General features: G+C 70.4%; 25 protein-coding genes and 1 pseudogene. 8 read left to right on the plus strand and 18 right to left on the minus strand.

Annotated features, from left to right (window positions below; all coding sequences use genetic code 11):
* Window positions 1-115: 115 nt before the first annotated feature.
* The gene (locus tag FHX39_RS09980) at window positions 116-1,075 is read right to left on the minus strand and encodes an SMP-30/gluconolactonase/LRE family protein (protein ID WP_183338021.1); all 960 of its coding nucleotides are present in this window, start codon (window positions 1,073-1,075) and stop codon (window positions 116-118) included.
* A 230-nt stretch (window positions 1,076-1,305) separates the two neighbouring features.
* Between FHX39_RS09980 and FHX39_RS09985 the strand changes: the two genes are divergently transcribed.
* On the plus strand, window positions 1,306-1,986 hold the full coding sequence (locus FHX39_RS09985) for a hypothetical protein (protein ID WP_183338023.1): 681 nt from the start codon (window positions 1,306-1,308) through the stop codon (window positions 1,984-1,986).
* Window positions 1,987-2,223: 237 nt separating this feature from the next.
* On the opposite strand, the gene FHX39_RS09990 is transcribed toward FHX39_RS09985, so the two are convergent.
* The gene (locus FHX39_RS09990) at window positions 2,224-3,030 is read right to left on the minus strand and encodes a helix-turn-helix transcriptional regulator (protein ID WP_183338025.1); all 807 of its coding nucleotides are present in this window, start codon (window positions 3,028-3,030) and stop codon (window positions 2,224-2,226) included.
* Window positions 3,031-3,113: 83 nt separating this feature from the next.
* Here FHX39_RS09990 and hxlB point away from each other — a divergent pair, with 83 nt between their 5' ends.
* Window positions 3,114-3,710, plus strand: coding sequence for a 6-phospho-3-hexuloisomerase (gene hxlB, locus FHX39_RS09995; protein ID WP_183338027.1), 597 nt, complete (start codon window positions 3,114-3,116; stop codon window positions 3,708-3,710).
* A 43-nt stretch (window positions 3,711-3,753) separates the two neighbouring features.
* Entirely contained in the window at window positions 3,754-4,380 is a 627-nt protein-coding gene (hxlA, locus tag FHX39_RS10000) for a 3-hexulose-6-phosphate synthase (protein WP_183338029.1), read from the plus strand.
* 460 nt (window positions 4,381-4,840) lie between these two features.
* Here the strand turns inward: hxlA and FHX39_RS10005 are convergent, their stop codons facing one another.
* Window positions 4,841-5,386, minus strand: coding sequence for a hypothetical protein (locus FHX39_RS10005; RefSeq protein ID WP_183338031.1), 546 nt, complete (start codon window positions 5,384-5,386; stop codon window positions 4,841-4,843).
* A gap of 322 nt (window positions 5,387-5,708) precedes the next feature.
* Here FHX39_RS10005 and FHX39_RS10010 point away from each other — a divergent pair, with 322 nt between their 5' ends.
* Window positions 5,709-6,542, plus strand: coding sequence for an aldo/keto reductase (locus FHX39_RS10010; protein ID WP_332836763.1), 834 nt, complete (start codon window positions 5,709-5,711; stop codon window positions 6,540-6,542).
* Between the two features lie 239 nt (window positions 6,543-6,781).
* A complete protein-coding gene (locus tag FHX39_RS10015) occupies window positions 6,782-7,762 on the plus strand; it encodes a low temperature requirement protein A (protein WP_198423345.1) in 981 nt (326 codons plus the stop codon).
* A 394-nt stretch (window positions 7,763-8,156) separates the two neighbouring features.
* On the opposite strand, the gene FHX39_RS21130 is transcribed toward FHX39_RS10015, so the two are convergent.
* Window positions 8,157-8,777, minus strand: a complete 621-nt coding sequence (locus FHX39_RS21130) for a zinc-binding dehydrogenase (RefSeq protein ID WP_332836764.1) — start codon at window positions 8,775-8,777, stop codon at window positions 8,157-8,159.
* A gap of 185 nt (window positions 8,778-8,962) precedes the next feature.
* Window positions 8,963-9,133, minus strand: a pseudogene (locus FHX39_RS22425) (alcohol dehydrogenase catalytic domain-containing protein); the annotation flags it as partial.
* A gap of 429 nt (window positions 9,134-9,562) precedes the next feature.
* Here FHX39_RS22425 and FHX39_RS10025 point away from each other — a divergent pair.
* Window positions 9,563-10,606 carry an ISL3 family transposase gene (locus FHX39_RS10025; protein WP_198423346.1) on the plus strand — a complete coding sequence of 348 codons (1,044 nt, stop codon included), beginning with the start codon at window positions 9,563-9,565 and terminating at the stop codon, window positions 10,604-10,606.
* A gap of 69 nt (window positions 10,607-10,675) precedes the next feature.
* On the opposite strand, the gene FHX39_RS10030 is transcribed toward FHX39_RS10025, so the two are convergent.
* The 5 genes from FHX39_RS10030 to FHX39_RS10050 form a co-directional block, all read right to left on the minus strand.
* Entirely contained in the window at window positions 10,676-11,848 is a 1,173-nt protein-coding gene (locus FHX39_RS10030; RefSeq protein ID WP_183338035.1) for an acetyl-CoA C-acyltransferase, read from the minus strand.
* Window positions 11,845-12,528 carry a CoA transferase subunit B gene (locus tag FHX39_RS10035; RefSeq protein WP_183338037.1) on the minus strand — a complete coding sequence of 228 codons (684 nt, stop codon included), beginning with the start codon at window positions 12,526-12,528 and terminating at the stop codon, window positions 11,845-11,847. Before FHX39_RS10035 ends, FHX39_RS10030 begins: the two co-directional genes overlap by 4 nt.
* Window positions 12,528-13,277: a CoA transferase subunit A gene (locus FHX39_RS10040; RefSeq protein ID WP_183338039.1), complete on the minus strand. Its 750-nt coding sequence runs from the start codon at window positions 13,275-13,277 to the stop codon at window positions 12,528-12,530. The genes FHX39_RS10035 and FHX39_RS10040 overlap by 1 nt, the downstream gene beginning before the upstream one ends.
* A 114-nt stretch (window positions 13,278-13,391) precedes the next feature.
* Window positions 13,392-14,414: a 2Fe-2S iron-sulfur cluster-binding protein gene (locus tag FHX39_RS10045; protein WP_183338041.1), complete on the minus strand. Its 1,023-nt coding sequence runs from the start codon at window positions 14,412-14,414 to the stop codon at window positions 13,392-13,394.
* A 2-nt stretch (window positions 14,415-14,416) separates the two neighbouring features.
* Window positions 14,417-15,622 (minus strand): cytochrome P450, encoded by a 1,206-nt coding sequence (locus FHX39_RS10050; protein ID WP_183338044.1) that lies wholly within the window; start codon window positions 15,620-15,622, stop codon window positions 14,417-14,419.
* A 210-nt stretch (window positions 15,623-15,832) separates the two neighbouring features.
* On the opposite strand from FHX39_RS10050, the gene FHX39_RS10055 reads away from it, so the two are divergent.
* On the plus strand, window positions 15,833-16,735 hold the full coding sequence (locus FHX39_RS10055) for a LysR family transcriptional regulator (protein WP_183338046.1): 903 nt from the start codon (window positions 15,833-15,835) through the stop codon (window positions 16,733-16,735).
* Window positions 16,736-16,741: 6 nt separating this feature from the next.
* On the opposite strand, the gene FHX39_RS10060 is transcribed toward FHX39_RS10055, so the two are convergent.
* The 4 genes from FHX39_RS10060 to FHX39_RS10075 are packed head-to-tail and all read right to left on the minus strand — an operon-like array spanning window position 16,742 to window position 20,037.
* A complete protein-coding gene (locus tag FHX39_RS10060) occupies window positions 16,742-17,980 on the minus strand; it encodes a DUF3500 domain-containing protein (protein WP_183338048.1) in 1,239 nt (412 codons plus the stop codon).
* Window positions 17,981-17,991: 11 nt separating this feature from the next.
* Window positions 17,992-18,465 carry a nuclear transport factor 2 family protein gene (locus FHX39_RS10065; RefSeq protein WP_183338050.1) on the minus strand — a complete coding sequence of 158 codons (474 nt, stop codon included), beginning with the start codon at window positions 18,463-18,465 and terminating at the stop codon, window positions 17,992-17,994.
* The gene (locus FHX39_RS10070) at window positions 18,458-19,201 is read right to left on the minus strand and encodes an HpcH/HpaI aldolase family protein (RefSeq protein WP_332836765.1); all 744 of its coding nucleotides are present in this window, start codon (window positions 19,199-19,201) and stop codon (window positions 18,458-18,460) included. Before FHX39_RS10070 ends, FHX39_RS10065 begins: the two co-directional genes overlap by 8 nt.
* Entirely contained in the window at window positions 19,198-20,037 is an 840-nt protein-coding gene (locus FHX39_RS10075; RefSeq protein ID WP_183338054.1) for a cupin domain-containing protein, read from the minus strand. Before FHX39_RS10075 ends, FHX39_RS10070 begins: the two co-directional genes overlap by 4 nt.
* Before the next feature lie 732 nt (window positions 20,038-20,769).
* Between FHX39_RS10075 and FHX39_RS10080 the strand changes: the two genes are divergently transcribed.
* Window positions 20,770-21,813 carry an ISL3 family transposase gene (locus FHX39_RS10080; protein ID WP_198423346.1) on the plus strand — a complete coding sequence of 348 codons (1,044 nt, stop codon included), beginning with the start codon at window positions 20,770-20,772 and terminating at the stop codon, window positions 21,811-21,813.
* Here FHX39_RS10080 and FHX39_RS21765 read toward each other — a convergent pair.
* Genes FHX39_RS21765 through FHX39_RS10100 form a run of 4 tightly spaced genes read right to left on the minus strand, consistent with a single transcriptional unit; the run spans window position 21,806 to window position 23,266 of the window.
* A complete protein-coding gene (locus tag FHX39_RS21765) occupies window positions 21,806-21,997 on the minus strand; it encodes an alcohol dehydrogenase catalytic domain-containing protein (protein WP_332836766.1) in 192 nt (63 codons plus the stop codon). The two genes, FHX39_RS10080 and FHX39_RS21765, sit on opposite strands and share 8 nt — an antisense overlap.
* Before the next feature lie 35 nt (window positions 21,998-22,032).
* Window positions 22,033-22,527 carry an SRPBCC family protein gene (locus FHX39_RS10090; RefSeq protein WP_183338056.1) on the minus strand — a complete coding sequence of 165 codons (495 nt, stop codon included), beginning with the start codon at window positions 22,525-22,527 and terminating at the stop codon, window positions 22,033-22,035.
* Window positions 22,524-23,093, minus strand: coding sequence for a type 1 glutamine amidotransferase domain-containing protein (locus FHX39_RS10095; RefSeq protein ID WP_183338058.1), 570 nt, complete (start codon window positions 23,091-23,093; stop codon window positions 22,524-22,526). Before FHX39_RS10095 ends, FHX39_RS10090 begins: the two co-directional genes overlap by 4 nt.
* Complete coding sequence (locus tag FHX39_RS10100; RefSeq protein ID WP_183338060.1) at window positions 23,078-23,266, minus strand: hypothetical protein; 189 nt, start codon at window positions 23,264-23,266, stop codon at window positions 23,078-23,080. Before FHX39_RS10100 ends, FHX39_RS10095 begins: the two co-directional genes overlap by 16 nt.
* Window positions 23,267-23,303: the final 37 nt, after the last annotated feature.

The following is a 23,303-nucleotide window of genomic DNA, read 5'->3' on the forward strand; positions in this document are numbered from 1 at the left end:
GGGGGCCCGGGCTGTGTGGCGGCCGGCGTGGGATCGGCGGCCGGCGTGACCTTCCCTCCGCTGCAGGCGCTGGCGAGGACCAGTACGGCCAGGGCGGCCGTCAGGACGCGGCCACTCATCGGTGCAGCCGCAGAGCGACCACCTCGTACGGCGGCGCCGCGACGGGCTCGTCGAACTTGCTGTCGACCAGCAGCAGCTGGCCGCGGGCGATCTTGGCGGTGGTGAAGACCCGGGTCGGGTCGGTGTCGCGTTCCGCGACCAGCCGGGCCGCCCGGCCGCTGTCGTCAAGTCTTAGGGTGCTGAGCTTGCGGTCGAAGTTGCGCACCACCCGCAGGGTGTGGCCGCGCAGCACCAGCCCGTCGGCGTTGAGCAGATTCGCGTCTGCGATGTCGATCGGCCTCGTGCGGCCGGAGCGCAGGCTGAACCGCCAGAGCTGGCCGGTGTTGCCCTGGGCGACGACCAGGGCGCGCCGGTCGGGGGAGACGACGATCCCGCCGAGGTTGAAGCCGCTCTGGGTAGGGATGACGTCGGTGGCGTCGGCCCAGGTGCGGACCTGCCACCGCCCGTCCTGGAAGGCGACACGGAAGATCTGGGGAGCGTTGGAGTTGGTGAAGTAGGCGGCACCGTCCGGGCCGATGGTGACGTCGTTGAGGAACGGGTTCGAGACGTCGACCCGCAGCGCGGCGAGCAGACGGCCGTCGGGCGCGTAGACCCACAGGTCCGGCCCGCCGGACTGGGTGGAGTTCGGCCCGCCGGCGACGTACACGCGTCCTTGACGGTCGACGGTGACGCCACGGGCCGTCGAGCGGCCGTCTGCTCCCTCCCGCAGCCACACCTCGGTCCGGCCGGTGCGGACGTCGCCGCGGTGGATCTCCCCGCCGGTGGTCTCGCTGACGTAGAACGTCCGCTCGCGTCGGTCGACGCCGATGCCTTCGAACTTCGAGCCCTGAGGGTCGCTCGGATCACCCTGGAGGACGTAGGTGGTGGGGCGCTGGTGGGCTTCGGCGGCCGTGGTGGGAACGATCAGCAGGCAGCCGGCGGACAGGGCCGCGGCGACAAGGGCAGCACACTTCATCTGGGTCTCCAAGAAGGTCGAGGGCGAGCCTTCACCGTGACCTGCCACCAGCCTGGTGCGCGTCCGGCGCCTGGGTAGGAATCGGTAGCCGAATGGGCGATGTCCCGCTACCGAACAGCCTCTAGCCTGGCCCAGCTATGACCGCGTCCGCACCAGGTCTTCCCGACCTGACCGCCCAACCGAGGAGCACGACCGGTTCGACCAGTGGCCCTCAGGGCATCCTGGCCGGCGTGAGTCAGCTGGGGCGCTGGCTGCACGTCAGCCTTGCGGTGCTGACGCTGACGTCGGTGGTGCGGTACCTGCAGAATCACCGGTTCGACGACCGAGCCGGGTGGGTGCTTGCCGGCGCGGGTCTGCTGCTGGCCGGCTACGTCGTCTACGGCTGGGTGCCCTGGCGCCGGAGCCGGTGGTGGCCGGCGGGGTGGTGCGGGGTGCTGGTGCTGGCCTGGGCTGCCCTGGTCGTCATCGCTCCGTCCTTCGCCTGGTGCGCGGTCCCGCTGGCCTTCGTCGCGCTCCGGGTGCTGCCGTTCCCGGTCGCGGCGGGAGTCGTCGCCGTCATGGTCCTCACCGTGGCGGCGGCGTGGACCTCGATGCGGAGCGCCTTCGACCCGACCGTGCTGGCCGGTCCGGCCTGCGTCGCGGTGCTGGCGGTGACCGCGTACCGGGCGTTGGAGAAGCAGGCGCAGATCCGGCAGCAGCTGCTGGAGGAACTGCGCGACGCCCAGGATGCGCCAGCCGGCTCGTGCGTCACGTCCTCGACGGTGGCTCGGCCCGTCCACGCGTCAGGTCGGTGCGGTCTCGCCGCGCTCGCTCAGGTCGATGCGAGCGCGACGAGCGCCTCAAGCACCGAAGGTGGCCGTTTTCGCCTCGCCGTTCGTCTCCCGCTTCTCGATGAGCCGTTCGTCTCCTAGCGGGATCGGCTTACGGGCCGTGAGTCACGGCAGCACCCACCTAAAGTTGAAACCGCCACGGAGCATCCACAGCACCCCGCCACTTAACGGCGAAAGCCACAAACTACGACTCTTTTCGCGTCCACAACGCGTCTCAGAATTAATCGCGCGTCCGCAGGTTCTGCGACCCTTTCTGACACACCGGATCGTGCGTTACTCCATACCGTCTAGGCGCCGCGTTCCCCGGTGCACCGTCGTTCAGGCAGGGTTGCCTCCACTGGCGGCGAGTGCGGCCAGTTCGCTGCGGCGAGACGCACCGAGGTGCCGCATGGCCTGCCGCACGTGGAACTTCACCGTGTTGGCACTGATCCCGAGATGATCGGCGACCTCAGGGTTCGTCATGCCTTGGGCGATCAGGACGACGACCTGCCGCTGCCGGGGGGTGAGATCCTCGAGAGCGGTCCCGGTCGCCGGCGCGGGCGGGTCTAGGGGGAAGACGATCTGCAGGTGCGATCCCCAGCCGGGCGTGGAGTCGAGATCCCAGGTGCCGCCGGCGGACTCGACGTGCTCGGCGACGGGTCGTAGCGCGTCATCCTCGCGCCGCACCTGCCCGGGACCGTCGTCGTGCATATTGACCAGCAGGTTGGTGCCGTCGCAGGCCCACTCGATGCGCTCACGTGTGACGTCGCCGGCGTCGAGCTGTACCAGCAGCGCGTTCCGGACCGCCGCCCGGGCGGCGCGCGCGGTCGGGGCCGGGACCGCGCGGCCCGTGGCGGGCGGTGGGAAGAACTCAATCGCCATGTCGCCGAACCGGTTCAGCGGGGCCAGCTCGTCCTTCAGCTTCTCGAACGCGCCGACCGCCGGCTCGAACGCCTCGGCCTGCTCCGCCTCGACCGTCTCGCGCAGCGCGATCATCGTTCGGGTCGCCAGCTGCTCGGCCTCGACACGGGCCACGCGGTCGGTCAGCCTTTCGGAGCGCAGGATCGCGAGCAGGGACCGGAGCGCGACGGCGAACCGGTCCGGATCCCTTCCGGTCTCGGAACGGTCACTCTGGGGCGCCTCCATCCGCCCGAGCCTACCCGGACGGGTGGGCACCCTCCGCCTCCGGGTAGAGGTGCGGACCGCCCCGCGCTCCTACCGTGAAGGACATGAGCACCACAGTTCAAACCGCCCCCTCTGCGTCATCGAGCACCTCCACAGTTGTGCAGATCGCCGAGGAGATCAGCGGCGTCGCGGCTCGGATCCAGCACGACGAGACAGCCGCCCTGGAAGCTGCCGCGGACCGCATCCGCGGTGCCCGGCGCGTCTTCGTACACGGCGCCGGACGCTCCGGCATCGCGCTGCGGATGGTCGCGATGCGGTTGATGCACCTGGGCCTCGAGGCCCACGTGGTCGGTGAGGCGACCGCCCCCGCCCTCGGCGAGGGCGACCTGCTGATCGCCGCCAGCGGCTCCGGCACCACCGGCTCCGTGGTGCGCGTCGCCGAGGCAACACGCTCGGCCGGAGGTGAGGTCCTGGCGCTGACCACGGACGACGCCTCCCCGCTGGCCGCGCTCGCCACGACCACGGTCGTCGTCCCGGCGGCCGCCAAGTCCGACCGCAGCAGCCGCGTCACCGCCCAGTACGCCGGCTCGCTGTTCGAGCAGAGCGTGCTGGTCGTCGGCGACGCACTCTTCGCCGTCTTGTGGCACCGCTCGGGGCAGGACCGCGACCAGCTCAAGGCCCGCCACGCGAACCTCGAGTGATGCTCCACCGCCGACTTCTCACACTCCACCGAAAGGAATCCCCATGAAGATCCAGTTCGCCATCGACACCACCACTACCCAGAAGGCGCTGGAGCTTGCGGCCGCCGCAGCCCCCAGCGTCGACATCCTGGAGCTGGGCACCCCCCTGATCAAGTCCGAGGGCACCGCCGCGATCACCGCGCTGAAGAACGCGCACCCGGACAAGCAGATCTTCGCCGACCTGAAGATCATGGACACCGGCTACCTCGAGGCCAACCTCGCGTTCGAGGCCGGCGCCGACCTGGTCACCGTCCTCGGAGTCGCCGACAACAGCACCATCAAGGGCGCCGTCGGCGCCGGGCGCGCCCACGGCAAGAGCGTCGTGGTCGACCTCATCGGCGTCAAGGACAAGGTGACCCGCGCCCGCGAGGTCACCGAGCTGGGCGCGACCTTCGTCGAGATCCACGCCGGGCTGGACGAACAGGCCCAGGACGGGTACTCCCTGGACACCCTGCTGACCGCGGGCAAGGAGGCCGGCGTCCCGTTCTCGGTCGCCGGAGGCGTCTCACCCAGCACGATCGGCGCCGTCCAGTCCGCCGGTGCGCAGGTCGCCGTCGTCGGCAGCGCAATCTACTCCGCCGAGGACCCGGCGTCCGCCGCCGCAGCCGTGCGCCAGGCAGTCACCGCCTGAGGAAGTCTCCGACCCGCTGACCTGTGGGTCGAACTCCCACCTGAAGGACGATTCTGCGAGGTTCGTGGTGATCTTGCCGGTCGCGTCGTGACGCATGAGGGCTCGTGGCCCGGCTGAGACTTGCGTCCTAAGACATTCAGAATCAGAGGGCCACGAGCCCAGTGCGGAGCCAAGGTGCTGCCCACGAAAACTCGTGTCGACACCCCCCCGGGACATGTAGGAACTCGATCATCTTGTCGCTGTGATCTTGCTCTGACCAGGGCGACGACAAGATGTCCAAGCGTCTCGGTTCTCGTTATCTTGTTGATTTCCTAGACGGGGCAGCCCGAGGTGTTCAGATTCAGGCGAGCCGCCGCAAGCCGAATCGTCCTGCGGGGACGCACCAGGTAGGCCGTGGGCCTCGACTTCACCACTCGTTCCGAGGTTCCCCAGGGCTTCGTCGAAACGGGGCCTGCTTCCCTTAGCGCCAGAGCGGCGCCCACCGCGCCAGAAGCGCCCAGTGATCGGCCGGCAGGAGCACGCGCAGACCGGTCTTCCGCACGAGGATCGGCGCTTGGCTGGCGAGTGGCCGATCCGCAGTCAGGAAACCGTCGCACGACGTCGTGAGCGCGTCGTGCACGAGGAGCCAGTCCTTACTGCTGACGCTGCCGAGCCGCTCCATCGCGACCGGCTCATGGACGACGCCCTCCGATTGGACGAGCCAGGTGTCCTCGACGTCGCGCACCCACCGGGTGTAGCCCGCTTGCCCGCGGGCCTCGACCTCGCGCAGGCTCGCCTCGGTCACGACGAACTCGAACCCGGCCCGGTCGTTGACCTCGAAGATGCGACGCAACGCCTCCAGGTCATCGGCCAGGTGCGGGACCCTCGCCGCCCTCGCTGACGGCTCGAACGGCTCGTCCTCCCAGACGACCCCACCGAAGTCCCAGAGCCGCTGCAGAACGCCAGTGTCGAGGTACAGGCGCGTCGGTAGGCCGGTGAAGACGGCGGCCGGGTCGTTGGGGTCCACGCTCCATCATCAGACCCGCCCTCACTGCTAGGCAGACGTACACGTCGGGTTCCTCGAAGCTCGAGTGGCTGGGGCTGTTCGATTACGTCCTGGTCGAGGGCCTGTCCCGTAAGGGGACCGTCTTACCGGGCACCTCAGCGAAACGACCACTCAGGCGGCGGGGGCGGTGAGACGGTCGCCGTCATGGATCAGGTCTGCTGCAGCTATGCGCAGTGAGTCTGCCGCTCCCGCTGTGGTGGCCGTCTGGTGGGACGATGGCGCGAAAGCGGTGTTTTCAGGCCGCGGAGACTTCCCAACGCGTGCTGGAGGAGAGTGGTCGCCCGTGCGGCGGATCGTGCTGGCGGGTGGGGCCTACGTTCCTGTGCTGGGCTTGGGTACCTGGGGCTGGGGTGAGGACTCTGGTCGGCGTAGCGACGAGGTCGCAGCGTTGCGTTGCAGCCTGGATCTGGGCCTGAGCCTGGTCGACACGGCCGAGATGTACGCCGACGGTGGCGCGGAGGAGGTGGTCGGTGAGGCACTGGCCGGTCGTCGCGATGAGGCGTTCGTGGTGAGCAAGGTGTTGCCGTCGCACGCGTCGCGTTCCGGCACCGTGGCGGCCTGCGAGCGCAGTCTCCGGCGCCTGGGCACTGACCGGATCGATCTGTACCTGCTGCACTGGCAGGGCGGGCACCCGCTGGAGGACACGATCGCGGCGTTCGGGTCGCTGGTCGACGTCGGGAAGATCCGCTTCTGGGGCGTCAGCAACTTCGACCACCGGGCCCTCGCCGACCTCGGGCAGCTGCCGGGCAGTGGCGGGCTGGCTACGGACCAGGTGCTGTACAACCTGTCGCGGGGGGGGCCGGAGTACGACCTGCTGCCGTGGTGCGTCGAGAACGAGCTGCCGGTGATGGCGTACTCACCGATCGAGCAGGGCCGCATCCTGGCTGACGCGACGCTGGGCGACGTCGCGGCGGGGCACGGGGTCAGTCCTGCGGCGGCGGCCCTGGCGTGGGTGCTGCGCCGCGACTCGCTCTGCACGATCCCGAAGGCGAGCAGCCCGCAGCACGTGCGCGACAACGCCACGGCACTGGACGTCGAGCTGACGTGGGACGACCTGGAAGCTCTCGACCGTGCCTTCCCGCCACCCAACGGACCTCGAGCTCTGGAAGTGCTCTGATCGTAGTGGAGGCTGCGGGCCTTTCCGCGTAGGAAGCCTGTGGTGGTCGGGCTCCGGTGCGGAGATCAGGCCGAGCGAGATCGTCTTCACGACGTAGCCGGTACATCGACCCCAAGAGCGCGTTTCTCCCGGCTGCGGCAGCCGCGCTCGGTCGAACCGGTGCACGCATCGACCTGGGTCCACCGCACACTGCCGTCGGGTGCGACGGCGGTTCGAGCGGATGCGAGAGCATGTCGGGCGTGTCAGAGGATCCTGAGTCGGACGGCGAGCCGGACGCCCGCGACGACGGCGACGCGTCGGTGGGCCACCTGGAGCTGTTCTTCGACCTCGTCTTCGTCTACGCGATGTCGCAGGTCACCGAGCTGGTGAGCGCCGACGTCTCGTGGCAGGGGTTCGCGCATGGTGCGCTCGGCTTGCTGGCGGTGTGGTGGGCCTGGGTCTGCTACGCCTGGCTCACCAACTCCTTCACCACGGCTCGGGTGGCGTACCGCTGCATGATCGTCGTCGCCATGGCGATGATGCTGCTGGCAGCGAGCGCGCTGCCGACCGCGTTCAGTACGGGGGCACTCGTCTTCGGGCTGGCCCTGCTCGGCGTCCGCGTCCTGCACCTGGTGATGTTCGCGGTGGCGGCCTCCCACGACGATCGACGACTCCGTGCGGCTTTGTTGCGGCTGGCCCCGGGCCTGCTCACCGGACCGGTACTGGTCGCCGTGGCCGCCGCGTTCTCGTCTCCGTATCGGGAGCTGCTCTGGGTCGGCGCAGCCGTCGTCGACTTCGGTGGACCTCTGGCGTTCGGGGTGAGGGGCTTCCGGGTGGTCCCCTCCTACTTCGTTGAGCGACACGGCCTGGTCGTCATCATCGTGCTCGGTGAGGCCGTCGTCGGGCTGGGCGGCGGCGCCGCGGAGCACCTCCGGCGGCCGGCCGTGCTCGTTGCCGCGGCCCTCGGGGTCCTGATCGCCGCCTCGTTGTGGTGGACCTACTTCGGTCTCTCCGCTGGCGCCGAGCAACGCCTGCAACGGGCGCAGGGGGACGAACGCGCCCGGCTGGCCCGCGACGCCTACAGCTACCTGCACCTGTTCCTCGTCGCCGGGATCGGCTTCTTCGCCTTCGGCGCCCGCGAGGCGCTTCGCGGTGTCGCCGACCCGCTGCCGCTGCTCCTGGCGATCGCGCTCAGCGGTGGGGTCGGGCTGTTCTACGCGGCCGATGTCGCCTACCGGTAGCGTGAGCACCACCAGCTCGTGCCGGACCGCGTCCTCGCCGCGATCGCGTGCTTGCTCATCATCCCGGTCGCGACGTCCGTGCCCGCATGGGTTGCGCTCGTTGCGCTCACAGCCGTGGGCGCGGTGCGTCTGACGTGGGAACTCGTGCGACGACCCCGGATAGGACCGGTCGCCGCCGGCCAAGTGCACTAGCCCACAGGACGTCGCGCAGCGCGACCGAAGCCCTCTGCCTGACCACCCTCTGCCTGGTTACCGCGGTCGTTCTGGTCACAGGCGCAACGTGTCCACGGCCCTCCGGCTGAGTAAGCCCGGGAGGACTGGGTTGCCGGACGGGCAGCTCGGGCGCCTAGGTGTCCCGAGGCCGCCACCGCGGCAACGGCCGGTCGGGGCTGGGTCATTTCGTCGATTCGGTAGCCCCGTTGGGCTGGAAGACGGCGCGCACGCGACCGTCTTGCTTGTTCTTGAACATCTGGTAGCCCTGGGGACCTTGGTCGAGGGGCATCACGTGGGTGGCGAGGTGTTCGGTGTTGAGCTCACCGTCGGCGATGTGCTGCAGAATCCGGGGAATGTAGCGCTGGCCGTGCTGCTGAGCGCCGCGCACGGTCAGAGCCTTGTTCATCAGCGCGCCCATCGGGAACTTGTCGATGAACCCGCCGAAGACCCCAAGGACGAACAGGCCGCCCCCTTTGCGGCAGGCGTAGACCGCCTCCCGCAGGGCGGTGGGCCGGTCGGACTGCAGCCGCAGCTGCTGCTTGACCTGGTCGTACAGGTACGCAGGGCCGGTGCCGTGGGCCTCCATCCCGACGGCCTCGATGCACACGTCGGGACCGCGGCCGCCGGTACGTTCCTTGAGCTCGGCGATGACGCTGTCCTGGGTGTAGTCGAGCGTTTCGGCGCCGATGTGCTGGCGCACCTGCTGGAGGCGTTCGGGGAGCCGGTCGATGACGATGACCTGCTCGGCGCCATCAGCATCGCGGCGCGGGCGGCCATCTGCCCGACGCCGCCGGCGCCCCACACGGCGACGGTGTCGCCGGGGGTGATGTCGGCGCCGTCGGCGCCGGTCCAGGCGGTCGGGGCGGCGTCGGAGGCGAACAGCGCGGCCAGGTCCGACACCCCGTCGGGGACGGTGAAGGCGCCCTGGTCGGCGTAGGGGACCCGGACGTATTCGGCGTGACTGCCGGCGAACCCGCCGAGCATGTGGCTGTAGGCGAAGCAGCCCCCGACGCTCGAGCCCCACAGCGTCTCGGTGAGCGCCGGGTTCGGGTTGCCGTTGTCGCACAGCGAGTACAACTGCTGCGAGCAGTACCAGCACTGCCCGCAGGCGATGAACGAGCAGACGGTGACGCGGTCCCCGACCTGGTGGTTGCGCACGGCTTTACCGGCTCTTCGTACCTGCGGTGGGGCGGGCGTGACACGCCGGTGAGGGCGGATGCGCTGAGGTGAGGGTCGGGGTCCTCAAGATCAGAGGCGACCAAGCTTCCGTTCCACAAGGACCCCGACGATGAGCGAGCCTACGGGCTGCGCTGGCGGCTGCCTGCGCATCGACACCCACCACGACTACTGCGACCGTTGCGATCTGCTGGTCGGGCTACCCGGCTTGCGGGTGATCAAGGTCCACACCGAGCACCGACGGCTGGTGGTGACGGTGGAGTCGCCCCGGGCCGAGCAGGGCTGCCGGGCGTGTGGGGTGATCGCGGGCAGCCACGGTCGGCGGACCGTCCGGCTCGTCGACGCCCCCTGCTTCGGCCGACCGGTGCGCGTCGTGTGGCGCAAGCGGACCTGGGAGTGCGAGGAGCCGGCGTGCCCGGCCAGGGTGTTCACCGAGCAGCACGACGACGTCGCCCGGCCGCGGGCGTTGTTGACGGTGCGGGCGTGCTGGTGGGCGATTCGCCAGCTCCGCTTCGAGCACGCCTCGGTCCTCGGCCTGGCCCGTCAGCTCGGCACGTCGTGCGCACGCTGTGGCGCTCGATCGAGCCCTTGCTGCAGGACATGGCCGACGACCCGGACCGGTTCGACAACGTCACCAGCCTCGGCGTCGACGAACACATCTGGCACCACGTCGACGAACGCCGGCGCGGGCCGAAGGCGTTGACCGGGATGGTCGATTTCAGCCCTGACCAGGCCGGACGCACCCGGGCCCGGCTGCTCGACCTCGTTCCCGGCCGGTCCGGAAAGGCGTACGCCGACTGGCTCGCGGCGCGTGGCGACGGATTCCGCCGCCGGGTCGCAGTGGCGACGTTGGACCCGTTCCACGGCTACAAGAACGCCATCGACGACCAACTCGCCGACGCGGTATCGGTGCTCGACGCGTTCCACGTCGTCAAGCTCGGCAGCCAGGTCGTCGACGAGGTCCGCCGCCGGGTCCAGCAGAGCATCCACGGCCACCGGGGCCGACGCGACGATCCGCTCTACAAGATCAGGAACGTGCTGCGCTGCGCCGAGGAACGCCTCACCGAACGACAGCAGGCGCGCCTCGCCGCGGCCATGGACGCCGACACCGCTCACCTCGAAGTGTTCGTGGCCTGGCAGTGCGCCCAACAACTCCGGCGGGTCTACCACCAGCCCGACCCAGCCGCTGGCCGACGGCTTGCAGAGAACATCGTGACGACGTTCGCATCGTGCCCGATCCCTGAGGTCGCCCGCCTCGGACGGACCCTCAAGAAGTGGCGCCGAGAGTTCCTCGCCTACTTCGACACCGCCGGCGCCTCCAACGGCGGCACCGAAGCAGTGAACGGCCTCATCGAGCTCCACCGGCGCGTCGCCCGCGGCTTCCGCAACCGCGAAAACTACCGCCTACGGATGCTGCTCATCGGCGGCGGACTGGTCAGCCCCCACCTCAAGTAAGAAGAGCCCTCATACGGACCGGTCGACAGGTGATCTGCGTGACGCGGGGGACAGCGCCCGGAGCGCCAGTCAGACTGCTTCCAGGACCAGCGCGGCCCCCTGGCCGCCACCGCCGCAGATGCCGGCTGCGCCGACCGTCCCCGGACCCAGCGCGACGAGCCGGCGGGCGAGGTGGCCGACGATCCGGGCGCCCGAGGCACCGATGGGATGTCCGAGGGCTATCGCTCCACCGTGGGCGTTGACGAGACGGGGATCGAGCCCCAGCCGACGGGTGGAGTAGACCGCGACCGCGGCGAAGGCCTCGTTGATCTCGACGGCGCCGAGATCGCCAGGTCCCCACGACGTCTGACGCAGGGCGTCGGTAATGGCGTTGGCGGGTTGCGCCTGCAGGCCGACGTCCGGGCCGCTGACGAGGCCGTGGGCCCGGACGTAGGCGAGCGGTCGTGTACCTCGTCGGTCGGCCGCCGCCTCGGACATCAGGACGAGAGCGGCTGCGCCGTCGGTGATCTGGGACGACGTCCCGGCGGTGATGGTCCCGTCGTCGCCGAACGCGGGCCTCAGCCGGGCCAGGGACTCCACGGTGGTGCCGGGTCGGAGGCCGTCGTCCTGGTCGACCCGCTGGTCGCCGCGTCGAGAGGTGAGCACGTACGGCTCGATCTCGGTGGCCTGGACCTCCGCGGACGCGGCCAGCCGCTGGTGCGACGCCGCGGCCCAGGAGTCCTGGTCCTCGCGCGTGATGCCGAGGTCGCGGTTGTGGTCCTCGGTCGAGGCCCCCATCGACCGGTGCTCGAACGCGTCGGTTAGGCCGTCGTGCTCCAGGGTGTCGAGCAGCTCCACCGCACCGTACCGACGACCGGTGCGGGACCCGGGCCACACGTGCGGCGCCAGGCTCATGGACTCCTGGCCGACGGCGGCGACGATGTCGGCGTGGCCGGCCTCGATTAGACTGATAGCCTGGGCGACGGCCTCCATGCCCGACAGGCAGACCGCATTGAGTGTGATTGACGGGACCGTCAGCGGGATGCCGGCGGCGACCGCGGTCTGTCGAGCGGGGTTTTGGCCTGCGCCACCCTGAAGCACTTGGCCGCCGAAGACGCGCTCCACGGCGCCCGGCTCGGTGCCGGAGCGCAACAGGGCGGCCCGCAGGGCGTGCCCGCCGAGCCGGGTGGCGGGCACGTCAGCGAACAAGCCGGTGTAGCGGACGAACGCAGTGCGGGCGTAGCCCACGATCAGGGCCCTCACGAGGTCCGGCCCTGGTCGGTCGGGTGCGGGTCCTCGGGGTCCACCATGAGCCTCACGTCGAACGCGGCGCCGGTCTTCGTGCGGACCTCGTCGAGCCGGACCTGCGGGCCGAGCGCCCGCAGGACGAGCCCGGCGGGCCCGACGTCGAAGACGGCGAGATCAGTGATGATGCGCTGCACGACGCGGGCACCGGTAAGCGGCAGGTCGCAACGCTTCACGATCTTAGGGGTGCCGTCCTTGGCGACGTGGTCGGTGACGACCACGACCCGGGGGGTCCCAGCTACCAGGTCCATCGCCCCGCCCATCCCCTTGACGAACTTCCCCGGAATCGTCCAGTTCGCGAGGTCGCCGTGCTCGGAGACCTGCAGGGCGCCGAGGATGGCGATTTGGACGTGGCCGCCCCGGATCATGGCGAACGACGTCGCCGAGTCGAAGATGCTGGCTCCCGGGAGCAGCGTCACGGTCTGCTTGCCGGCGTTGATAAGGTCGGCGTCCTCGGTCCCCTCCTCGGGGAAGGGACCCATGCCGAGAATGCCGTTCTCGCTCTGGAGGGTGACTCTGACGCCGGGCGGCAGGTGGTTGGCGACGAGGGTGGGGATCCCGATCCCGAGGTTGGCGTACTCCCCGTCGCGCAGCTCGCGGGCGGCGATGGCGGCCATGTCGTCGCGGGTCCACGCCATCAGGCTGCTCCGCCCGGTCCAGCGGCGGCCCGGGTCGCCCGGGTGGCGGCGGTCCTGGGTCGCACGGTCCGGTTCTCGATCGGCTTCGAGCGCGCGGTGCACGGCACGAGTCGTTGGACGAAGATCCCCGGGGTCACCACCTGGTCGGGGTCGAGGTACGTCTCGTCGAGGATGAGCTCGGCCTCGGCGATGCACACCCGCCCGCAGGTGGCGACGAGCGGGTTGAAGTTGCGGGCCGTCAGGCGGTAGCCGAGGTTGCCCTCAGCGTCCGCGACGTGGGCGTGCACGAGGGCGACGTCGGCGACGATCCCACGCTCGAGCAGGTAGTCCTCGCCGTCGAACCGCTGCACCTGCTTGCCCTCGGCGACGGGGGTGCCCACGCCCGTCCGGGTGAAGAAGCCGGCGATGCCCGCCCCACCCGCCCGCATCCGCTCGGCCAGGGTGCCCTGGGGGGTGAACTCGACCTCGAGCACTCCATCGAGGTACTGCCGTGCGAACAGCCGGTTCTCCCCGACGTAGGAGGCGATAACCTTCGCGACCTGGCGGTTCTCGAGCAGGAGCCCGAGCCCCTGACCGTCGACCCCCATGTTGTTCGACACGACCGTCAGGTCCTGCACCCCGGAGTCGCGGACCGCCTCGATCAGGTCGCTGGGGTTGCCGCTGAGACCGAACCCGCCGACCGCCACCGTCTGGCCGTCGGCCAGCACATCGCGCAACGCCTCGACGGCCGTGGACCAACGCTTCGTCACCGACCCTGCCTCCGTGCGCCCCCGGCGCCTCGATTGCCTGTCCTGGCCGTACCGGGTCCAGGAGTGGGCTCGCCGACCGCGCCCGGCCGGGTTTGACACCTAAGGGTCACAGCCCTAGGCGCTGACGTCGAGGCCGACCGGCAGGGGGGCCGGGGTGAACTCCTCGCGGAAGATCCGCGCGGGCCGCATCCGCCGCTTCTTGAAGGTGTGCACCGCGGCTGCCACCATCGGCGGCGGGCCGCAGATGTAGCCGCTCATCCCGCGGCAGGTCAGGAAGTCGGCGGCGACGGCGTCGGTTACCATGCCGGTCGCACCGACCCACCGCTGCTCGCTCAGGACCGGGACGTACCGGAAGCCCGGCCCCTCCAGCGACCGGAACAGCTCCTGGTCGTACAGGTCCTCGTCCCGGCGTCCTCCGTGGTACAGATGGATGTCGTCGGCCAGGTCGTGCTCGATCGCATGGAGCACCATGGCCTTTAACGGCGCCAGCCCGGTCCCGCCCGCCACCAGCACGACGGGTCCCTCCTCGGGCTCGGTCAGGCGGAACGACCCGAGCGGGCCCTGCATGCGCACCCGCTCGCCCACCGCGAGGGACGCGAAGATCCACCTCTCGGTGGCCAGGCCGCCCGGCGTCAGCCGGACATGCAGCTCGATCGAGCCGTCCTGCGAGGGTGGGTTGGCGATCGAGTAGGCGCGTCGCAGGGGTGAGCCAGGGATGTGCAGCTCGACGTACTGGCCCGCGTCGAAGTCGAGCGGCTCGTCGAGGTCGATGACCAGACGCAGGGTCTCGCGGGCCACCAGCTCCCGATGTGAGACGCGTCCCTCGAGGTCGCGGAGCCGGTGACGTGGCGTTGTCGTGGCCACGGTGCCCAGCAGCTCGCCGCGCACGTCGGTGAGCGGCGTCGACCGGCACGCGAGCGCGAAGCCGGTCGCGCGGTCGGCTTGGGGCAGCACGTCCTCGAGCGAGTCACGATGGTCGACGAAGCCCTCGAGCACCCTGAACCGGCAGGTGCCGCACGTGCCCTGGGAGCAGTTGTGCGGGATCCAGCGGTTGGCGCGCAGCGCCGCGTCCAGGATGCTCTGGCCGTCCGCGGTGGTGAACTCGGCGACTCCGGCCAGCGTGACGCGGTGGCTCACCGTTACACGTCCCAGCGGACGCGGACGTGCTCCGGTCCGCGGAACGCCCAGCCGTGGAACGTGACGTCCTCGGTCAGCTCCATGGTCGGGATCGACTGGAACAGCTCCTCGAGCGCCACGCGAACGATCTGGGTGCCCAGGTACGCGCCGGCGCACGCGTGGGAACCCGCCCCGAACCCCAGGTGCGGCTGCAGCGGACGGTCGAGGTCGAACCGGTCGGGGGCGGTCCAGATCTTCTCGTCCCAGTTGGCGGCGCCGTAGGCCATCAGGACCGCGGTACCCGCGGGCAGGTCGAGGCCCCCGACGTGCACGTCACGCGTCGCCACCTTGGCGGCGGCGGCGAAGATCGGGGCGACCCAGCGCAGGCTCTCCGACACTGCGCGGGGGATGAGCGTCGCGTCGTCGACCACGCGGTCGAACTGGTCGGGCGAGCGGAGCAGACCCACCAGGGTGGTCGCCATCAGGTGGCCGGGCTCCTGGAGGGCGCCGAGCAGGTACACGTTGATGTTCGAGTAGATGATCTCGCGGTCGCGGGTGCTCCCCTCGGTCAGGCCGTCGTGCAGCCAGTGCGAGATGAGGGTGTGCCCGGGCCGCTCGGCCCACTGGTCGAGCAGCGGGTCGACGATCTCGCGCACCTCGCGCTTGGCCCGGTCCGCTGCGGCGAAGCCGTCGGGGTCGGCCCAAGTACCGTCCGGTCCGACGGCGACGTTACGCGCACCCTCGGCCAGCGCCTTGAACCACTCGGCCAGCTTGTCCTCGCTGACCTGGTCCAGCCCCATCACGTCGCCGACCGCCCGGACGCTGACCGGCACGAAGTACTCCGCCTGCAGGTCGGCGGTGCCGTTGTCCTCGATCCGCTCGAGGAGGCGTCGGGCGTACGGCCGCACCAGCGAGTCGATGTACTCGTCGACCGCGGACGGTCGCAGGTAGGGGTCCATCATCGCGCGCAGACCCCGGTGGTCCTCGCCGTTCGCGCTGAGCACGGTGCCCTCGCCGTGCGTCCGGTGGCCCGAGGGGGAGATCACCCCGTGCCAGGTCTCGGGGTCCTCGGTCAGCTGCCGGTTAATCTCGTAGCTTGAGGCGACGTACATGCCGACCTCGGGTACCCAGGAGATGGGCGCCTCCGCCCGGAGCCGCGCGTGGATCGGCTGCGGGTCGTCCTCCAGCTGCGCGGCGGTGACGTCGTCGATCCAGGTGCTCGTGCTCACGGGTCTTCTCCTCGACGTTGGGGGCTCCGGTCGACCGGGCTGCACGATCGCTCCGTGGGTCCGAGCGGCAGCCAGGCGGTGGTCCGATTCTGGGCGCGCGCCCTCGTCCCGATCAATCCCGGGTTCCTGAAGTCAACCTTCGGAGATGCCGAACGATCCGTGGTAGAACAGTGCGGCCGACGCCAGCTGGGTACGAGCGTGGAGGGCGAGATGAACCTGCGCCAGATGGAGTGCTTCCTCACCGTGTGCGAGGAGCTCCACTTCCGACGAGCAGCCGACCGGTTGCACCTCGCGCCGGCGAGCGTGAGTGAGGCGGTCGGCGCCCTCGAGCGCAGCCTGGGTGTCCAGCTGCTGCAGCGCACGAGCCGACGAGTCCGCCTCACCCCGCAGGGTGAGGAGTTCGCTGCGGCGATCCGGCAGCCGATCGAGGATCTCCGGCGGGCCCATCGGGCGGCGCGGCGGCACTCGGCCTCCGCTCGCGAGCTGGTCATCGGGCACACGCCGGAGCTGGGCCAGCTGCTGCTGGGACGGCTGGTCGAAGCCAGCTCGGGGGCCGACGCCCTGCCGTCGTGGCGGCCGCTGCCGATGCACACCCCGCAACAGCTGACCGCCCTCACCGACGGCGCGATCGACATCGGGCTGTGCTGGTCGGTCCCGTCCCGGCCGGGCGTGGAGAGCCGTGTTCTCGGCGAGGTGCCCCTCGTTGTCGTCCTGCGTGCGGACGACCCCCTCGTGTCCCGGCGGGTCGTCCCGCTGGTCGAGCTGCGGTCCCGGCGGATCCTGGTGACGCCGCGGACGAACAACCCCTACCTGGAGCGGCAGCTGCGGGCGGGGCTCACCATGGCCGGCATCTCCGACTCTCTGGTCGAGGAGGTGGAGCGCTACGACGAGCTCGTGATGCACGTCGCGACCCGCGGCCACGTCGGCCTGCACCCCGGAGCCATCGCACTGACGAGCACGCTGTCCACCGTGGTGTTCCGACCGGTCGCCGACGCGGACCCGATCCAGGTCTGCGCCATCACGCGGACCGAGGCGCGACCCGACCGGACCGCGGTCGTCGACGCCATCGCCGAGATCTTCGCCTCGATGACGACCGCGGCCGGGTGGGGCTGACGCCAGTCAGGCGTGGTGGTGCGCGGCGTAGTGCTGGGCGAGCAGGTTCTTGCCGTAGTCGTTGCCGTGCGGCTCCCGCACGATCGTGTGGACGTGGAACCGCGCCGGTTCGGGGTTGGCCAGGAACACCCCGGGATGGTTGTCGTACTCCACGAGGAGGACCGGGGAGTGGATGCGGTAGTAGAAGGCGGACTCGTCGTCCTGGCCGCCGCGCCAGAGGAACCGGGTCTCGTCCAGGTGGCCGAGGACCTGGGCCAGCTTCCGCTCGGCGTGCTGCTCGGGGAGACGTCCGAGGTAGACCCTGAGCAGGTCGACCAGGCCGTCCTGCTGGTCCCTGCTCAGCGACGACGCGACGATGCCTTCGGGTCGGAGCACGAGGTTGTCACGTCCGGCCCCGCCCACGTGCCGGCCGTTCCAGGGTCCCGCGAGCTCTGGCGGCAGGTCCGCCGCGCGGATCGACGCACTGAGGACGAACTCGTGCTCCCGCTCCGCCCCGAGAGCGCGGCGGAACGCCAGCCCGGTCTCGGTCTCCTCGTCGAGAGCAGCCACGCCTTCGAACCGTCCGCTGCCGGAGGTGGGTTCGGCGCCGAGGAACGAGGGTGCGAAGACCATCTGCCCGCCCACGAAGACGCAGTGCAGGTCGATGTGGTGGCCCATTAGCTGCCAGCCCCACGGCTCGACCGACGACGGTTCACCGAAGACCGTGAACCAGTAGGCGAACTCCGTGAGCGTGTCCTGGTAGTCGCCGATCAGCTCGCCGAGGTTGGCGTTCAGTCTCATCGCCGAGCGCACCGACGTGTACCCGGCGCTGCTCAGGCTGGCCTCGATCACGGCCAGGGCACGCTCGCGGTCGGCGGCGCCCAGCCGTTCAAGGCGCATGCCCTTCGGGATCCAGGTGGGGATGGCGTTCGTCCACAGCCGCCACTCCGGCGCGTCCATGGGCAGCGCACCGACGACACGTTGGTAGGGAGCGAGCCCACTGAGGTAGCGACGGGCCGCGTCCGCCGCGCGGCTCGGGCGGACCTCGACCTGGTCGAGCTGGTAGAGCCCGGGACGGGGCGTCCCGTCTTCGGTGATACCGACGAAGGGTTCGAGGTAGTGGCGGAACCCGGCCGAGAGCTCGTGGGCGGGGACCTCGGGCAGCAGGTCGGCGAACAGCAGCGAGTCGACGATCGGCAGGGTGCCGCGTGCGGCGGGCACGGGGAACGGCGGCCGGGTCACTCCGGAGCCGCGGGGGTGGGTCATCGAGGCACTCCTCATTCGGTGGGGACGGCGAGCACGCCGCCGGGGGCGAGGAACCTGGTCTCGATCCGGCGCGCGGCGATCAGCCAAACCGGGCGGCCGTCCCCGTCGCGGTCGGCCGCGCGGACGAAGGTGTCGTAGACGTCCGCCACCAGGACCGGGACGGTCGTGGGGACCGGTGGTTCTCCGTCCTGGGCGTACAGGGTCAGGATCGACACGGCCTCGATGGCGGCGGGCGCACGGACGGTGAGGTGCAGGTTGGTCGTCACGTGGCGCGACACGCGCGGACCGCGCGCTGCGCGGGTGCGGTAGACCCCGTCGATCTCAGCGGTCCCGACGAAGGTTCGCCGCGAGAACGTGAGGCTGGCGTCCGGGGTGAAGAAGGTCGAGGCCAGGGTCCCGTCGCCGTGGTCGATGTCGAACCACAGCGCGGACATCAGCAGGGACAGCTCGCCGTGCACGAGCGCTGCCGGGAGTGCCTCACCCAACGTCGGCCTCCTCCGACCGGGCCCGGGCTCGCGCGACCGCAGCGGAGGCGCCCGACCGGAGGAGCCCGGCGTCGGTACCGAGGACGAGGAACCGGTAGCCGCGTCCGACCAGGTCGACGGCGTCGTCGGCGGCCGTCGTGCCGACCGGGATGTCGTGGATGGCGCAGCTCTGCTCGGCCGCGACGATCAGCGCCCGCGCAGCCGGGTCGCCGAGCTCCACGCCCATCGATACGGCGAGGTCGGACGGCCCGATGAACACCCCGTCGACCCCAGGAGTTTGCGCGATGGCGACGATGGCGGCTAGCGCGCCGGGCGTCTCGGTCTGCAGGATCAGCTTGACGTCGCTCCCCGCTTCGATGTACTCAGCCAGGCTCTGCACACCCCAGTGGCCGGCGCGTCCGGAATTGCTGGCCCCTCGGCGCCCAAGCGGTGGGAAGCGGGTGGCGTTGACGGCGCGTTGCGCGTCGGACGCGTCGCCGACCTGGGGGACGAACAGGCCGTGGGCGCCGGCGTCCAGTGCGGGCTGGACGTCGCGGGGGGAGACCCCGGCCACTCTGACGTAGGGCTCGATGCCGCAGCCCAGAGCGGTCGAGATCATCGTGGAGATCGTCCGGATGTCGATGGTCGCGTGCTCGTCGTCGACGACGACAAAGTCGAGTCCGGCGACGGCGAGAAGCTCAACGGTCTCGGGCGTCGGCAGCTTCACCCACGCCCCGAGACGTGGCCCCGGCGTCACGCGCTCGTGCCCGCGTACTCGTCGGCGTTGATGACCCAGCCCTCGGCGAGAAAGTCCTCGCGCGGCGGGGCGAAGACGTCGACGAGGACGTGCGCCCCCTCGCCCGTCCAGCTGGTGGTGTGGATGAGGTTGGGCGGGATCAGCACCATCGAGGGGCTGTCGACGCTCACGTGGTCGTCGTCGCGCCACTCGCTCATCCGGGTGGTCCAGGGGGTTCGGAAGTGGTGGACGAACGCACCCTGCAGCGTCACCGACATCTGCTCGAAGTCGTCGTGCGCGTGGGGTGAGAGGGCTTCCGGGTCCCGGGCGCCGATCTTGGTCGGGAACCAGTTGATCATCAGCGAGCTGGTGCAGAAGATCCGCCCGAGCCGTCCCGGCTGGTCGGGGATCTGCGACATGCGGTGCACCCGCAAGCGGCCGCCGCTGCGGATGGCGTCGGTCAGGAGCGGTGCGACGGCGGGATCGTCGTGCGGCCCGTCGTTCACCGCGAGGCGCATGAGCTCGGCGTCGTGGGCGGCGAACACGCGGAGGACGACGGTGTCCCTGGCGGCCTCGATCGTGCTCCGCCCGGCCGGGACGACCACCAGCGAGGGCTCGGTCAGTCTCTCGGATCGTCCTGCAGAGTCCGTGACGACGGCTCCCGCGTCGTCGGCGACGATCAAGATGTGTTCGTCGACCGCGTGGGGTTCGACCAGAGGGATGCCGGCCACCAGCTCGGTGACGGCGACCGCGAAGTTCTTGCCGCGCAGGGACCAGGTCCGGCTTCCCCCGACCGCGACGCTGTCGGGAGGACGTCGACGCGTCTCGTCGACGACGGGGGTACGAACAGGGGTCACGAAGATTCCTCCACTGGGTGGGTGTGTGCCTGGCAAGACTCCCGTTTCAATTGGGACGGATCAATCGTCAAGTTCCGACCGGAACGTTCGGTAGAACCGAACCAGTGGGCGGAATGACGGATCAGAGCCGTGCCCCACCAGAAGAGGCGCACGAACGGCCCCACCGAAGAAGTCGGCGAGCGTGGAAGCGACCGCGACGTCGGCGGGACCCACGGTGCCAATCGGCCGAGCTCGTCGGCGAGTGCCGCGTGAAAGAGGTCGAGATGCGTCGCGACGCTCTTGGCAAGAACGACCACTTCGGCGGGCAAATCCGGCTCTTCGTACCTGCGGTGGGGCGGGCGTGACACGCCGGTGAGGGCGGATGCGCTGAGGTGAGGGTCGGGGTCCTCAAGATCAGAGGCGACCAAGCTTCCGTTCCACAAGGACCCCGACGATGAGCGAGCCTACGGGCTGCGCTGGCGGCTGCCTGCGCATCGACACCCACCACGACTACTGCGACCGTTGCGATCTGCTGGTCGGGCTACCCGGCTTGCGGGTGATCAAGGTCCACACCGAGCACCGACGGCTGGTGGTGACGGTGGAGTCGCCCCGGGCCGAGCAGGGCTGCCGGGCGTGTGGGGTGATCGCGGGCAGCCACGGTCGGCGGACCGTCCGGCTCGTCGACGCCCCCTGCTTCGGCCGACCGGTGCGCGTCGTGTGGCGCAAGCGGACCTGGGAGTGCGAGGAGCCGGCGTGCCCGGCCAGGGTGTTCACCGAGCAGCACGACGACGTCGCCCGGCCGCGGGCGTTGTTGACGGTGCGGGCGTGCTGGTGGGCGATTCGCCAGCTCCGCTTCGAGCACGCCTCGGTCCTCGGCCTGGCCCGTCAGCTCGGCACGTCGTGCGCACGCTGTGGCGCTCGATCGAGCCCTTGCTGCAGGACATGGCCGACGACCCGGACCGGTTCGACAACGTCACCAGCCTCGGCGTCGACGAACACATCTGGCACCACGTCGACGAACGCCGGCGCGGGCCGAAGGCGTTGACCGGGATGGTCGATTTCAGCCCTGACCAGGCCGGACGCACCCGGGCCCGGCTGCTCGACCTCGTTCCCGGCCGGTCCGGAAAGGCGTACGCCGACTGGCTCGCGGCGCGTGGCGACGGATTCCGCCGCCGGGTCGCAGTGGCGACGTTGGACCCGTTCCACGGCTACAAGAACGCCATCGACGACCAACTCGCCGACGCGGTATCGGTGCTCGACGCGTTCCACGTCGTCAAGCTCGGCAGCCAGGTCGTCGACGAGGTCCGCCGCCGGGTCCAGCAGAGCATCCACGGCCACCGGGGCCGACGCGACGATCCGCTCTACAAGATCAGGAACGTGCTGCGCTGCGCCGAGGAACGCCTCACCGAACGACAGCAGGCGCGCCTCGCCGCGGCCATGGACGCCGACACCGCTCACCTCGAAGTGTTCGTGGCCTGGCAGTGCGCCCAACAACTCCGGCGGGTCTACCACCAGCCCGACCCAGCCGCTGGCCGACGGCTTGCAGAGAACATCGTGACGACGTTCGCATCGTGCCCGATCCCTGAGGTCGCCCGCCTCGGACGGACCCTCAAGAAGTGGCGCCGAGAGTTCCTCGCCTACTTCGACACCGCCGGCGCCTCCAACGGCGGCACCGAAGCAGTGAACGGCCTCATCGAGCTCCACCGGCGCGTCGCCCGCGGCTTCCGCAACCGCGAAAACTACCGCCTACGGATGCTGCTCATCGGCGGCGGACTGGTCAGCCCCCACCTCAAGTAAGAAGAGCCGCTTTACCGACCTCGACCACCTCGCCCATGAACTCGTGACCGAGGACGTCGCCGGCGCGCATGGCCGGGATGTAGCCGCCGAGCAGGTGCAGATCGGAGCCGCACGTGGTGGTCAGTCGTACCTTGAGGATGATGTCGCGGTCATTGAGGATCTTGGGGTCGTCGACCGTCTCCACGGCGGTCTCGTTGACGCCTCTCCAGGTGAGAGCCTTCACAGCACTCCTTCCCCGGAGGCGCGGTCGGTTGCCAGGTCCACCAGCGCGCCGCCCGGTGTGGACGTCCGGCGGCCGTGGGGCGCCGGGTCGACGCGCAGCACCTCACCGACCTCGATCAGCTGCTTGGCCTCGCGCAGCGCGGCCCGAACTCGTTGCCGCGGGTCGTGGCCCGAGATGCGGGCAGCCGCTGATGCGGCCCCGCTCGGTTCGGGGGTTTGAAGTCGGGCGCGAAGCTCGCTGCCCTTGCCGCCCGGGGCGGGACGGACCTCGACCTCGACGAGGTCGCCGAGCTCGGCCAATGGGCCGGGCAGGTGGTCTTCGACGAGGACGTCGCCGGGGCTGCGGTTGATGGTGACGGCCCGCCAGCGCGACCGCGCCTCGGCGTCCTTGCTCGCTCCTGCTGCCACGCGTCGCTGCAGCTGTCGGACCAGCGCGACAACGGCACCCCCCACGGCCAGCGCCGCCGCCACGCTGGTCCCGCGGGAAGTCATCGGGCACCCTCAGCGGCGACGCCGGCGCCGCCGAACGTCTTCACGATCGCCTCGCAGAACGCGGGCAGGTCGTCGGGGGACCTGCTGGTGACGAGGTTGCCGTCGATGGCGATCTCCTGGTCGACCACGGTGGCGCCGGCGTTGCGCAGGTCGGTGCGGATGCTGGGGAACGAGGTCAGGGTCCGACCGGACACGACGCCGGCCTCGAGCAGCGTCCACGGCCCGTGGCAGATCGACGCGACCGGCTTCCCGCTCTCCATGAAGTCCCGGACGAAGCTGACCGCGGCCTGGTCGATGCGCAGCTTGTCGGGGTTGACCGTGCCTCCAGGCAGTAGCAACGCGTCGTAGTCCTCGACCGCCGCGGACCGCACGAGCGCGTCGACGTCGAAGGTGCCGGCGTCGTCGAGGTCGTTGTTACGTGCCGCGATCTGCCCGTCGTGCAGGGACAGCAGCTCGGTGCGCGCCCCCGCCTGGTCCAGCGCCTGGCGGGGCTGCTCCAGCTCGACCCGTTCCACGCCGTCGGCGGCGAGGATCGCCACCCGCTTGCCGTTCAGTTCGCCTGCCATGACTTCTCCTTTGCCTGCTGTGATCTGTCGGTTGTGTTCATGGGGGCGACCGCAGCTGAGCGCGGCCGACTGACTTGGGTCAGGCGGCCGGCGAAGTGACCGGAGTTCACCGCTTCGCCGAACGCCGTCTGTGCTTTCTCGTTGGCGTCACGGATGGGATGGAGGATGCTCACGCAGGTCCTCTCATGGCGGTCGAGCCTTCGGGTCGGA

Source organism: Microlunatus antarcticus (assembly GCF_014193425.1).
Classification (GTDB): Bacteria; Actinomycetota; Actinomycetes; order Propionibacteriales; family Propionibacteriaceae; genus Microlunatus; species Microlunatus antarcticus.